Consider the following 13,334-nt stretch of genomic DNA (forward strand, 5'->3'; position numbering starts at 1 on the left):
GGGGGGGGGGAGGGGGGGGGGGGGAGGAGGGGAGCGGGAGGGGGTTGGGTTCGTCCTCTCCCCCCCCCTCCCCCCCCCCCGCCGGACCCTTCGTCGCCGGCGGCCGCCGGCGCGCTTCACCTTCAGCTCCTCGAAGCGCGGTACGTCTCCCTCGCGGACCCGCCCCCAAGCCCGGCGGTACAGCTCCGCCGCCGGCTCGGCGGGCACCAGTACGCCCAGCGCCGGACGACCGCCCGCCGCCAGCGCGTACAGGGGCAGCTTCCACGCCTCCACCGGCAGCACCGGCGCCCCCGGCTCGGTCCAGCCGCAGGGCAGGAACAGGGAGCGCCCGGCGCGGGAACGGGTGGCCTGCACCACCAGCTCCGTGGCGGCCAGTTCGGCGCGGGCCGCCTTCATCCGGGCCGGCTTCCAGCCCGTCCAGCGGGCCGTGTTGCGGTCGGTGGGATCGGGCATCGCCAGCAGCGCCAGGTACAGGGCGGCCGCGTCCGCGCCGAGCCCGTAGGCCGCGGACACCTCCGCCACCAGCTCCGGCACGCTGCGCGACGGGTCCTGCGGCCACCAGGTGCCGTCCTTGTCGAGGGCGCCCGCGACCGGTGTCCCCGGATCGGCGAGCAGCGCGGCGAACGCCGGGTCCTGGACCAGGCGCAGCGCCGTCTCCGCCCCGGAGGGCTGCTGGTCGGTGCCGCGCAGCAGCGGCAGGTACGGGTCCGACCCGGTCGAGTCCAGCAGGGCGGGCCGCAGCGCGGGCCGCGGCTGCGTGTCCTGCGTGGCCAGGACCACCGCGCCGTACCGCTCGTACCCTTCACCGGTCTCGGTGGGGGTGCCCGCCGCCTTGCGGAAGTCGGGCAGCCGGATGTAGTGGCCGACGCTGAGCAGCAGTTCGGGCGAGGCGAGGCGCTGGCGCAGCGCGGTCAGCGCCGGCGGCAGGCAGGCCCGTACGGGATGCCCGGCGGGCAGCCGGTGAGCGAGCCAGGCCGTGAGGGCCGCGGCCCCCGTCAGCACCTCCGTGTCGAAGGGCCGCTCCACCGGGGCGCAGGGCTCCACGTGGTCCCCCTTGACCGTCCACGCGACATCCGTGCTCAGCACCTCGGACGCCGCTGCGTCGAGCAGCGCGGGCAGCGCCCGGTGCGGGGCCCAGCCGCCGCGCACGTCCTTGACGGCCTCGGCGAGCAGCCACTCGGGCACGGGGGTACGGCGGCCCACGCGCTCGTTCCACACCCGCGCGGCGGCCGCCGCGTCCGGGCCCCGTGTCCACAGTCCCGCCGGGTCGGCGGGCAGCAGCGCCGCGACCACGGCGCGCCGGACGTCCACGCCCAGCTCCCGGAGCTCGTCGCGGGCGTTCGCGGCGTCGGTGGCCTTCACCTTGAGGGTGTCGCGCAGCTCGGCGGGCAGGAACCCGCGCTCGTACGTGTCCAGGTGCGGCAGGCCCGCGAGGACCAGCCCGGCCATGGCGGCGGAGACCCCGGTGAGCCGCGCGAACTCCTCGGCGGCCTCCGGGAACCAGGGGGCCGGACCGCGCTCGGCGGCCTCCTTCAGGAAGGCGGCGCACCAGTCGGCGCCGCGCTCCCGGTCGCCGGCCGGCCCGGCCGCTCCGGCCCCGGTGTAGGGGGAGGGCACGGCGAAGGCCCCGGCCGGGTCGTGCAGCAGGGCGTTGAACTCGCGGCCCTCGGGGTACTCCTGGGTCTGTGCGTCGAGGGCGAGCAGGGCGCCGCCGCCGAGCGGGATCACGGCGCGGTGCCGGCTGCCCCGGCCCCGCTCGCGGCCGTCGGCCGCCAGCAGCCGCGCGGTGTCGATCCGCACCCGCAGGCGCCGCCACCGCCCGGCGGAGGCCGCTGTCGAGGCGAGGCCGAGGGCGTCCACCTCGCCGAGCATCCGCAGCAGCGCCGCCCGCTCCTCCTCGGTGGTGTCGCCGGTGACGACCGAGCGGTAGGCGACGGCCGCCGGGGCGTCCAGGAACAGTCCGGCCCAGGGGAGGGAGGAATGGGCCACCTTCGGCATGTCCACGTGCAGCCGGCCCGGCACCGCCTCGGCGGCGGTGTCGGTGACGGTCTCCGCCAGCCGGCGCAGGAAGCGGAAGGTGCCGTCGGAGTCCCCGCCGTGGTACCGGTGGTGCGGGGACCCCGTCAGCCCGTGCAGCGCACGGTCGATCACCAGGTCGGCCGGACCCCGCTCCACCGGGGTCTTCGGGACCGCGTCCGGGGCCGGCTTCAGCGCGGCCGCGACCCGGTCCAGGGCCTTGCGCTGGGCCAGAGCGGAGCGGACGGTGTCCACCACCCCGCCGAGCAGCGCGGGCGCGGTGACGGCCGGCAGGGCCGCGCCGATCAGCGCCGGGTGGTCCGCGCGCTTCTCCGCCCGCGCGGCGGCGGCCAGCAGCTCCCCTGCACCGCGCGCGTCCAGCGCGCGCAGCGCCGCGGAGCCCTCGGGGTCGCGGGGCCGCAGGCAGTACCAGTAGGCGAGCCTCGGGAGTTCGGCGTGGCCGGTCCAGAAGAGGCCGCCGTTGTGGTCGGAGGTGACCCGGCAGGTGACGGCGCCCCCGGGGTCGGTGAGGGACAGGGTCCGCCAGTCCCGGGAGACGGCGCGCGGCCGGTCGTCGCCGGGGAAGGAGACGGCCGCGCGCGGGAGGGGTCCGCCCGCGCGGACGGTGACGGAGCGCCCGGTGTTGTCGGAACCGTGCCAGCCCCCGCCCTGGACGTGCACGACGCGCCAGCCGAGCAGCCCGTCGACGGGCGTGCCCAGCACGGAGCCCTCGACGGAGGGCGTCGGCCGCAGCCAGTTCTGCCCGACGTGGTCGTTCAGGACGCTGCCGTCCGGGTGGCCGTCCAGGGCGGTGGCGAGGAAGCCCGGCAGGGAGCGCCGCCCCGTCACGCCCGTGGCCGGGTCGTACTCGGCCCAGCCCCAGTCGCCGGGGCGGCCGCCCTGGTCCCAGACCCAGTACGAGGTCCCGTCGGTGATGACCGGCTGTTCGGCGGGGATCCTGCTGTCGCCCGCGTGCAGCGGGGCGGCGCCGCCGGTGGTGCGGCCGCCGCCGGCCAGCGGCAGGCTGACGTGCTCGGACCGCACCGACCAGTAGTTCCCGGCGGAGTCCAGGGTGAGGACGTCGTCGGGGGCGCTCAGCCAGTAGCCCTCGACCGGGCCGTCGTAGGACGCCCAGAAGACGAGCAGGTCGCCGTCGGTGTAGTGGAAGCCGTGGTGGTACCGGTCGCCGGGCGGGACCCGCAGGTCGTGGGTGAGCACGGTGGAGTCGGGGCCGATGACCCGGACCTGCGTGGAGTTGGCGAGGATCACGTACGGCCAGGCGTCCATCACGGTCAGCCGCGTGCGGCCGAGGCCGGGCGCCAGCTCGGCGACGGCGTTCTCCCAGGCGGGCCAGACCAGTTCCTCGAACAGGCCGCCCCGCAGGGTGCGGGCCAGGATCTCGCCCAGATCGGCGGAGGCGGCCCGGGTCACCTCCTCGGGAGCGAGGGCCAGCGCCTCGGACGGCAGCCAGGTGAGCCGGCGCAGCGCCTCGGGGAGCTCCGGGAGAGCCGCCGCCGTGGACTCGGCGGCGACCCGGCGGACCCACTCGGCGACCAGCGGGGCGCTGCCCGGGGTCTGCGCCAGCAGCCGCACCGTCCCGCGGTCGTTCGACATGTGGGTGTTGAAGCGCTCCAGGGTGCGCAGGAACGCCGGACGCATCCGCTCGTCGGCGCACAGCGCCCGCAGGTCGCGCCGCTCTGCCGAACGGGCCCAGGAGTCCAGGCCCAGCACCTCGTTCGTGCCGGGCTCGGCGACGGTCAGGCCGGACGCGAGCAGCAGGTCGAGCAGGTCCACGTCCTGGAGGCCCAGCCGGAGCCCCTGTTCGCGCCCCGGCAGGGCGAGTTCGGCGCGCAGCCGGCCGGCGCAGCGGACGACGAGGGGGAGCAGCGCGGGCAGCGGGGGCGGGGTGCCCCAGCCGGTGTGCCGGGCGGTGTGGAAGCGCTCCAGCCAGCCCGCGGTGCCGTCGGCGCAGCGCTCCTCGGCGGGCAGGTCGTCCCGGACCAGTCCGGCGGTGGCGCCGGACTCCTCCAGCACGTCCAGCCACAGGGCGGCGAGTTCCCCGGCGTCGCCCCCGCCGGACGGGGTGATGCCGAGCAGGGTCCCGCGTACGGCGGGGACGCGCCGGGCGAGCGCCACGAGGGCCGTACGGTGGGACTTCCACCAGCCGGCGGCGGCCCGCAGGGTGGCGGGCAGCGGCAGCAGCTCGGCGAGGTACTCCTGCTCGGGCTCGTTGCCGGTCAGACCGGCGGCGCGGGCCAGCCGGCGCAGTTCGGCGGAGGCCTGGGCGGACGGCGCGAGCCCGCCCGCGGTGCGCCGTACGCACAGGCGGCGGAACCGCTCGAAGGCCTCGGCGGGCGCGACCCGCTGGGCCAGCTCCTTGCCGTAGCCGGTGAGCACCTTCACCGGCAGGGCGCCGGCCAGGGCGAACTCCAGGAAGACGGCGTCGGTCCGGTCCTCGTCGACGGCCAGGCCGTAGCGGGCCTCGGCGGTGCGGGCGCGGCCGAACAGCTGCGCCGCGTAGGCGGTGTTCTCGACGCCGAGGAAGATCCGCGCGGCCTGCTCGTAGAAGACGGGCAGGAAGTGCGGGACGGCGGCGGCGAGCCGGTCGGCGAGTTCGGTGCAGGCGTCGAGGGCGGCCTTGGGCTTGGTCTTGGCCTGGCGGGCCAGCCGGTCCAGTTCGGGGACGACGGCCAGCGCGTGGTGCCCGTCCTCGGGGTGGTGCACCAGCACCCACTCGGGGAAGCCGAGGGCCTGGCGCCGGCCGAGGCCGACCACCTCCGGTTCGCCGTCCGGTACGAGGCCCAGGAAGCCCGCGGCCAGGTCCTCGGCGGCGCCGAGCTCGGCCGCGGCCAGCCGGACGACGACCCGCTCGTCGCCGAGGGCGGGGTGGCGGTACGTCCGCGCGGCCAGGGGGACGGCGGAGGGGCCCGCCCCGGTGGTTCCCGTGGGCAGGACGGCTCCCGCCGCCAGCAGTGCGGCGCTGTCGCCGGGGCCGTTCCCGGCCGTGCCCGTGGTGTCGGTGGTGCTCACGCTGCGTCCCCGCCCTCTTCGATCCTGCGCCCGGCGTACAGCGCCGCGGCCATCCGCATGCCCTCGGACCAGGCGACCGGTCCGACCTCGCCCAGGCGTACCGCCCGGCCCTCCTCGTCGTGCCAGTTCAGCGCCCCGGTGGCCGACTCGGAGTCCCAGTAGGGTTCGCCGATCCACACGGCGGCCTCCACCGCCCGGCCCGCGTCGCGCACCTTGCAGGTGGCGTAGCCGCCGGTGACCCGGTAGCCGAGGTTCGTGGCGCGGGCCGCGAGGCTGAACCGGGAGGGGAAGACGCCGCCGGCGTAGTCCCGGACCTCGGTGGCGGCCGGCTCCAGGTCCGCGGGCTTCTCCCAGGTCGCCCGGTGGATCTGCTCGACCCGCTGGGTGATGTCCAGCTCGGCCGCGAACTCCCGTACGTCGTCCAGGTCGGGCAGCAGCACGGGGTGCGGCAGGGTCACCGTGCGCGGGGAGAGGCGTACGGTCTCCCCGTCGAGGTTGACCACCTTCAGCTCGCCGGCGGGGGTGGCGTCGCGCAGGAAGCCCACCTCGTCGGGGTCGCTGTCGGGGACCACCGCGAGGTCGCGCAGCGCGGCCTGCCAGGCCTCGTCGGGCCAGACCCGGGCGATGAGCTCGGTCGGCACCGGCAGCGAGGACACCATCCAGGTGTCGACCTGCGCCACGCAGGCCGTCTCGTGGCGGCCCAGCCATTCGGCGAGCCGGCGCAGCCGGTCCACCTCGGGATGGTCGCGCAGCGCCTTCGGCAGTGCCTTCAACTCCCGTCCCGAGGGCCGCCGTACCGCGACCTTCCCCTCCACGAGGGAGATCTCGTATCCCTCGTCCAACGCCAGCCAGCCCATCAGCGCGCGCCCCTCCGCATGTCCGAAAAACGACTTGCGCAGCCGTCGGCAAGGCGCGAGCGCCTGCCGAGCTGCGGTATGCGGGGAGACTAGCGAGCCCCACTGACAACGCGGACGGGAGGGTTCCGCGCGGACGCCCGGACATGCCGCCGCCCCCGGTCCACGGGGACCGGGGGCGGCGGGGGAGGGGTTTGACGAGGGGTCAGACCGCGTCGGCGGTGGCCACGGCCTTCGATCCGACGGCGCTCGGCGCGGCCGGCCGGACCAGGCGCGTGCCCTGGCCGGAGCGCAGTCCGAGCCGGCTGATCAGCGCGACCAGGGCGAAGGCGGCGGCACCGATCCAGAAGGTGAGGGTGAATCCGGACTCGGCGGGCAGCGGCGGGACGCCCTGGGGCAGGTGCTCGACGGTCCGGGAGGCCAGGATCGTGGTGACGACGGCGCTGCCGATCGCGCTGCCGGTGGAGCGGGAGATGGAGTTGATGCCGTTGGCGATGCCGCTCTGGTGGTGCGGGACGCTCGACATGATCACCGCGGGCATGGCGGCGTAGCCGAAGCTGACGGCCGCGCCGACGACGAGGCCCGCGCCGATGACCGAGAGGGAGTGGCCGTGGCCGAGGGCCAGCCAGCCGAAGCCGGCGGCGCCCAGGGCGGCGGCCAGGGTGAGCGCGAGCCGGGGACCGCGGTGGCGGACCAGCCGGCCGCCGACGGGGGAGGCGAGGAGCGAGACGATCGCGCCGGGCAGCAGGAACTGGACGGAGGCGCGCAGGATGGACGCGTCGAAGCCGTAGCCGGTGAGCTCCTCGGGCATCTGGACGAGGTAGGAGACGCCCAGGAAGTTGGCGAACATCCCGAAGCCGACGAGGATGCCGGCCAGGTTGGCCATGAGCACCGGGCGGTGGACAAACATCTTCATGTCGACGAGCGGCTCGGAGACCTTGCGCTCGACCAGGACCCAGACGGCGGCCATGACGGCGGCGCCGGCGAAGCTGCCCAGGGTGCGGCCGGAGGACCAGCCCCACTCGTGGCCCTGGGAGACGGGCAGCAGGAGCAGCAGCAGGGCGATGCCGAGGGTCAGCGCGCCGAGGAAGTCGGTGCGTCCGCCGGTCTTGTGCCGGGTGGCCGGGACCAGGAAGACCACGGCCAGCAGGGCCAGGGCGGCGAAGCCGGTCGCCATCCAGAAGGCGTTGCGGTAGTCGGCTCCGCCGCCGGAGGTCAGCAGGCCGGTGGCGACCAGCGCCAAGCCGCTGCCGAACGCGAGCGTGCCGCTGACCAGCGCCATCGCGCCCGGCAGCTTCTGCGGCCGGACCTCTTCGCGCAGCACGGACAGGGCGAGCGGGAAGATCGCGGTGGCAGCGCCCTGAAGCACGCGGCCCAGGATCAGCAGGGGCAGGGAGGTCGCCAGCGCGGCCACCACGGAGCCCGCCACCATCACGCCGAGGACGGCCACCAGGGTGGGCTTCTTGCCGTGCTGGTCGCCGAAGCGGCCGAGCAGTGGGGTGAAGACGGCGGCGGAGAGGAGGGTGGCGGTGGTCACCCAGCTCACTTCGGCGGCGGAGGTGCCGAGGTCGTCGCGGATCAGACCCAGGATCGGTACGGGCAGGGTCTGCATCATCGACACGACCATGGCGGCGAGGCTCAGGGCGAAGACGATCACCGTCTCGTTCCTGTTCCTCGCTTCGGCGGGGGCGGATGCGGCGGAGCTCATGCGGGGAGGACCTTCTTAAGTGCTTCAGGAAGCAGATGTTTTATGTCATCAAGTACTTCGACGAAGGTAGCCAGCAATGATTAAGGTGGTCAAGTAAAAGGTTGATAATGTAAACCATCCTCGACTAGGCTCCGGGGCCATGAGCACCACCGCCCCCTACCGCCCCGCCAAGCTCGAGCTGCTGGAACTGCTCGCGGCCATCGGCAGCGCCCAGTGGCGGGACTTCGCCACCGCCGCGGCCCGCCACGGGCTCACCTCGACGCAGGCCAAGGTCCTCGCCCAGCTGGAGGGGCCCGTGCCGATGCGCGGCCTCGCCGCCCTGCTGGCCTGCGACGCCTCGAACGTCACCGGCATCGTGGACCGGCTCCAGGCGCGCGGGCTGGTGCGGCGCGAGCCGGCGCCGAGGGACCGCCGGGTCAAGAACGTCGTCGCGACCGACGAGGGCCGCGAGATCATCCGCCGGGTGCGCGAGGAGATGCAGGCCACGCACGGGGCCCTGGACGTGCTGGACGAGGCGGAGAGCGCGGCCCTCTACGCCCTGCTGGAACGCCTGCGCCCCGCGCTGGAGCACGACCCCGCCGCCTGAGCCCGGCCCCGGCCGGCTCCGGTCCTGCTCCGGTCCTACTCCGGGCCGGCGCCGGCCGACTCCACGGCGGCGTCGAGGGCGGCCGTGAGCCGGCCCAGCCGCTGCTGGAGCTCGCGGATCTCGGCCAGCTCGAACCCGGTGGCCCGGGCGATCCGGCGCGGGACCTCCACGGCGCGACCGCGCAGGGCGGCGCCGTCCTCGGTGAGCACCGCGTGCACCGAGCGCTCGTCCTCCGTGCTGCGCTCGCGCCGGATCAGACCGGCCGCCTCCAGGCGCTTGAGCAGGGGCGAGAGCGTGCCCGAGTCGAGCCGCAGGTGCGCTCCGAGCTGCTTGACCGGCATCGTGCCGTGCTCCCAGAGCACCAGCATCACCAGGTACTGGGGGTAGGTCAGCCCCAGGTCCTTCAGGACGACCCGGTAGAGCCCCCCGAAGGCGCGGTTCGCGGCGCCCAGCGCGAAGCAGATCTGCCCGTCGAGGCGCAGGAAGTCCTGGTCGCGAAGGGGTTCGCGGAGGAGGTCGGCGGGCTGCTCGGTCATGCGCCCCAGTGTACCGGAGCCGACTTGCGAGCCATTGAGTTGTGCACAACTGAATTGTGTGCTCTATTTGTGGTCGAGGGTCGGCCACCGGCCGCCCCGCCCCTCTGAAAGGACCTCCCGATGGACGCGCTGTACACCGCCGTCGCCACCGCCAACGGCCGCGAGGGCCGTGCCGTCAGCTCCGACGGCCAGATCGACCTCCCGCTCGCCATGCCCCCGGCGCTCGGCGGCAACGGCCAGGGCACCAACCCCGAGCAGCTCTTCGCCGCCGGCTACGCGGCCTGCTTCGCCAGCGCCCTCGGGCTGGTCGGCCGCCAGGCGAAGGTCGACACCGGCGACGTGTCCGTCACCGCCGAGGCCTCCATCGGCCAGGACGCCGGCGGCTTCGGCCTCGCCGTCACCCTGCGCGTCGAGCTCCCGGCCCACCTGGAGGGCGAGACCGGCACCCTGCTGGTCAAGCAGGCCCACGAGGTCTGCCCGTACTCCAAGGCCACCCGGGGCAACATCCCCGTCGAGCTCGTCATCGAGTAGCAGCGGCCCCGTCAGGCGGTGCGCCGCGCGGCCACCACCGCGCGGGCCACCGCCGCCGGCACCGCCCGGGGGCCAGGCGGAGCAGGGTGATGGCGACGCCGTGATCCGTCCGATGACCGTACGGGCACGGCAACGAGCGGCGCTCTGAGGCGTACCCGGACCTGGATCGCGGCGCCCGCCCCCCGGTCGGCGCGGGCCTGGCGCAACACGGGCATCGGCCCGGCGGCGATCCCGCCCGCCCAGCCCCTCGCGCCCGCCGTCGCCGTGCTCGTGGCGGCCCCCGCGAGAGCCTCCTCCCGCTGCCCCCCGCCCTCCGCCCGCTCCTCCGCCGGGCACGCGAGCGCGGCGTACCGCCCGGACGGACCCTGGGCTACCCGGACGTGCGCTGGAGGACGCCCCGGACGTAGGCCGCCTGGCCCGCGTGCTGGAGGTCGTCCGCCAGGACGCTGACGAGGCGTACGCCCAGGCTGACCGGCGGGTCCCAGCGCTCGTCGACGATCCGCTCCAGGTCGGAGGCGGCGAGGCCGCGCACGAAGCGCAGGCTCTGTTCGTGCACCGCGTCGTGGTAGCCCAGCAGCAGTTCGGGGGAGTCGACGCGGACCGTGCCGGCCTGGGCGGCGGTGTGGCCGTAGCCGGTGTCGTCGGCGGGCAGGGGCAGGGCGAAGCGCTCCGCCCAGCCGCCCGCCCGCCACACCTGGTCCAGGTCCGAGGCGTCGGCCACGTGGTCGTCCTGGACCCTGGTCAGGTGCCAGACCAGCCAGGCGATCGAGTTCGCCCCCGGGTCGGGACGGGCGTTCAGCCGTTCGGCCGTGAGCCCGCCGACCGCCTCGTGCACCACCTCCCGGACGCGTCCGAATCCGTCCGCCAGTACCTCCGTGGCCTTCATGAGCAGTCCCCAGCCCTGTCTCTCGTCGCGTACGCCGTCGAGCCGTTCCGGGGACCACCATGCTCGGCCGCCGCCGGGCCCGGCGGGCGACACTCCGTCAGCGGCGTGAGCGGCGCAGGAAGATCCCGGCCGCCGCGCCGGCGAGGGCGATCCCGGCCACCCCGGCGGTGGTCCACCAGCCGCCCGAACCGCCGGAAGCGCCCGAACCGCCGGAAGGCGCGGTCGCCGGGGCGGCGGGGGCCGAGGGGGCCGCGGGGGCGGACGGGGGCGGCGGGGTCGAAGCGGGGGGCGCGGAGGGGGCCGGTGCGGACGGTGCCGGGTCCACGGCCGGTACCGCGACCTCCTGCCGCGCGTGCCCGAGCTCGGGGAAGCCCACGTCCACGGTCACCTTCCACGCGCCGGGCGGCAGCGCCTCGGCCGTGACCCATCCAGCGGCCCGGCCGGCGTCGCGCACCAGCCGCCACGGGCCCTGCGTACGGCTCCCGTCGGGGCTGACGGCGTTCACGGTGGCGGCCACGGCCTCCTCGACGGCGTCACCGTCGTTCTCCCAGGTGACGTCGGCCGTGACACGGCCGTCCCGCTGACCGGTGATGACCACCTTCAGCCCGTCGCCGTGGGCGTGGGCCGGCCCCGCGGCGCCCATGGCCAGGACGAGGCACAGCAGGGGGAGGGTGAGCGCGGCGAGGGCCAGGGCGGGGAGGTGCGGGAAGGGTCGGCGCATCGGCACGGTGCTCCAGGTGAGGGGAGGTGCGGGAGGGGAGGTGCGGGAGGGGAAGACGAGGGGCGGGCGGCCGTAGGGGAGTACGGCCGCCCGCCGGTTCGGGGGCTCGGTCAGCCGGCCTTGCGGGCCGTCCAGACCTGCGCCGGACGGCCGTCCGCCCGCTGGAGGTCGAGCAGCCAGGTCCCGTAGTAGGGCCGGTTGCTGACGGTCAGGGCGAAGCCGCCGCTCGGGTCGGTGATGGTCACCGCGCCGTCGCGGGAGGTGACCCGCCACTGCTGGGCGGCGGAGTTCCCGCAGGGCTGCTGCGCGACCCACATGCCCGCGGCGGCCGCGCCGCCGGGCTGGAGGCACTTGCCGGAGGCCGCGGACTTGATCCGTACCGTGCCGTTGCCCGCGTCGTCGAAGTACCACTGCTGCTGCGCGTAGCCGTTGGTCCGGTTCGCGACGAGCACGGTGCCGTCGGCGGTGCGCCCGCCCCACAGCTCGGCGGCCATGCCGCTGCTGCCGTTGCCGAGCACGTAGCGGGTGCCCGGGGTGGTGGCGCCGCCGCCGGTGTCGGTCGTACGGAACGACGCGGCCTTGCCGGGGCCGCTGTCACGGCCGGAGCCGTCGCGGACGGACACGGCGGCCGTGTACGCGGTACCGGGCTTGAGGTTGTAGACGCGCAGCGAGGTGGACTGGACCCAGGTCAGGTGCTTGCCGTTCAGCAGCACCTGGTACCAGGCGGCGCCCTCGGTCTTGGGCCAGCTCAGCACGGCCGAGTCCGACTGGATCTGGCCGGCCGTCACCGCGGGGGCCCCGGTGGGCTTGGTGCTGGGGGACGGGCTCGGCTTCGCCGTGGGCGACGGGCTCGGGTTCGGGTTCGGATTGGTGCCGCCCCCGCCCGCGTTCCGCATCAGGAACTGGTTGTCCGCGATGTTCCAGTGCGTGGCCAGGTAGCTGCCGGGCTTCGGACTGGTGTGGAAGTAGTCGTCGTGGTTGCAGTCCAGGATGTTCTCGGACGCCTTGTTGGTGCAGACGTTGCGCATCTGCGGGTAGTACGGGGTGTCCGAGTAGCACATGACGTCCCACTCGTCGGTGCAGTGGGCGCCCCGGCTGGTGTTGGGCGCGCTGTTGTTGACCGCGCCCAGGTTGTGCCCGAGTTCGTGCGCGGCGGTGTGGCCGCCCCAGCAGCCCGAGTCGGTACGGCCGTAGGAGGGGCCGAAGTTGCTCAGGTTGTTCTGGCCGGGCCGCTCGTCGCCGTTGAAGGTGCCGATGCCGCAGTAGACCTGGCTGTCCGCGAAGATCATGTACTTGCGGTCGCGGCGGTCGAGCCCCTTGGCGGCCAGCGCGCTGTTGGTGGCGCTGAACTCCGCGAGCGCGGAGTCGGGGAGTTCGATGTTGAGCACCGAGGGGGTGCAGTCGGCGGCCGTCACGTAGCGGATGTGCCGGACTCCGCCGGTCTCCTTGGCGCTCGCCGCGTAGATGAGGTCGGCGTCGGCCGCCCACTTGCGGAACGAGGCCACGTACTCGGCGTACCGGTCGCGGCCGGGGCCGTGCACGTACACGACCTGGACGCGGTTCCCGGTGGTGCCGTCGCCGTCGCACTGGACGGTCTGTCCGGCGGGGCCGGCGGCGACCGCCTGGCCGCCGGAGGCGGGCGGGGCGGGGGCCTTGGCGTTCGCGGCGCTGTTGGCGTCGGCGGCGGGCGCGTCCTGAGGACGCCCGCCGCCTTCGGTGGCGGCCGGGTCGGCGTTGGCCGGGGAGGCGGGGTCGGCCGCCGGGGCCTTCGTGCGGACGACGGGCTCGACGTCCTTCTTGATGTCGACGCCCCCCGGGGGAGCGTCGGGCCCGTGGGTGCACAGGCCCGCCTTCGTGCGGTAGACGCCGACGCAGCGGTCGCCCTTGGGGGCCGTCTCCAGCCCGTCGTAGACCATGCCGCGGCTGCCCTCGTTCGCGGGCGTCTTGTCGAGCGGGGCCGGTTCCGCGTCCCGGGCGGGCGCGGCGGCCGGTTCGGCGGCCGCGGCCGGCGCCTCGGCCAGTGCGGTGGTGGTCGCCTCGGCGTCGCCGCCGATCCCGGAGTAGGCGATGCCTCCCGCGAGCACCGCCGCCGATGCCATGGCGGCGGTGAGGAGTATCAGCTTCCGGGGTTTGCGCCGGTGGCCGGGCTTGCGGCGCCGGCCGGTGGATCGTGCTGTCATGCGCACCTCAAGTCCTGGTCAGGAGAGTGGGTGCGCGGAAGCTTGCCAGATGGGCGGCTCGGAGAATTCGGACAAACGGGAGCCCGGTCCGAGAAATCTATCCGTTACCTTGTTGTCTGATTTGATGAACTGTCAACCTGCTTTGAAATCAAGGGAGTTACGCGCGTTGCGCGTCAAAGGTCCAGGCCTTTTCCCGGATCTCGTTATCAAATCGAGATACTAGGCGGAACCTTGTTGACGGGAATTCAGTCAGGTATTCATTCAAAAACTACCTGCCGAATTCCCC

At 74.9% G+C, this 13,334-nt stretch carries 9 protein-coding genes; 2 read left to right on the forward strand and 7 right to left on the reverse strand.

Annotated elements, in window-relative coordinates:
• The 3 genes from AC069X_RS03935 to AC069X_RS03945 all read right to left on the reverse strand — a co-directional run.
• Nucleotides 1–5,046, reverse strand: a 5,046-nt coding sequence (locus AC069X_RS03935; protein ID WP_478724769.1) for a hypothetical protein, incomplete at its 3' end; no start/stop codon positions are given.
• Nucleotides 5,043–5,903, reverse strand: a complete 861-nt coding sequence (locus AC069X_RS03940; RefSeq protein WP_478724771.1) for a DUF4132 domain-containing protein — start codon at nt 5,901–5,903, stop codon at nt 5,043–5,045. The genes AC069X_RS03940 and AC069X_RS03935, both read right to left, overlap by 4 nt.
• A gap of 202 nt (nt 5,904–6,105) precedes the next feature.
• Complete coding sequence (locus tag AC069X_RS03945; protein WP_478724773.1) at nt 6,106–7,608, reverse strand: MFS transporter; 1,503 nt, start codon at nt 7,606–7,608, stop codon at nt 6,106–6,108.
• Between the two features lie 139 nt (nt 7,609–7,747).
• Between AC069X_RS03945 and AC069X_RS03950 the strand changes: the two genes are divergently transcribed.
• Entirely contained in the window at nt 7,748–8,194 is a 447-nt protein-coding gene (locus AC069X_RS03950) for a MarR family winged helix-turn-helix transcriptional regulator (RefSeq protein WP_478724775.1), read from the forward strand.
• Between the two features lie 35 nt (nt 8,195–8,229).
• On the opposite strand, the gene AC069X_RS03955 is transcribed toward AC069X_RS03950, so the two are convergent.
• Entirely contained in the window at nt 8,230–8,730 is a 501-nt protein-coding gene (locus AC069X_RS03955; RefSeq protein WP_478724777.1) for a MarR family winged helix-turn-helix transcriptional regulator, read from the reverse strand.
• 120 nt (nt 8,731–8,850) lie between these two features.
• On the opposite strand from AC069X_RS03955, the gene AC069X_RS03960 reads away from it, so the two are divergent.
• Nucleotides 8,851–9,261, forward strand: a complete 411-nt coding sequence (locus AC069X_RS03960) for an organic hydroperoxide resistance protein (protein WP_007262362.1) — start codon at nt 8,851–8,853, stop codon at nt 9,259–9,261.
• A gap of 370 nt (nt 9,262–9,631) precedes the next feature.
• Here AC069X_RS03960 and AC069X_RS03965 read toward each other — a convergent pair whose 3' ends face one another.
• The 3 genes from AC069X_RS03965 to AC069X_RS03975 form a co-directional block, all read right to left on the reverse strand.
• Nucleotides 9,632–10,147, reverse strand: a complete 516-nt coding sequence (locus AC069X_RS03965; protein ID WP_478724780.1) for a mycothiol transferase — start codon at nt 10,145–10,147, stop codon at nt 9,632–9,634.
• A 97-nt stretch (nt 10,148–10,244) separates the two neighbouring features.
• Nucleotides 10,245–10,868, reverse strand: a complete 624-nt coding sequence (locus AC069X_RS03970) for a hypothetical protein (protein WP_478724782.1) — start codon at nt 10,866–10,868, stop codon at nt 10,245–10,247.
• Nucleotides 10,869–10,978: 110 nt separating this feature from the next.
• Entirely contained in the window at nt 10,979–13,048 is a 2,070-nt protein-coding gene (locus tag AC069X_RS03975) for an RICIN domain-containing protein (RefSeq protein WP_478724784.1), read from the reverse strand.
• Between the last annotated feature and the right edge of the window lie 286 nt (nt 13,049–13,334).

Source organism: Streptomyces sp. NPDC043896 (assembly GCF_056435605.1).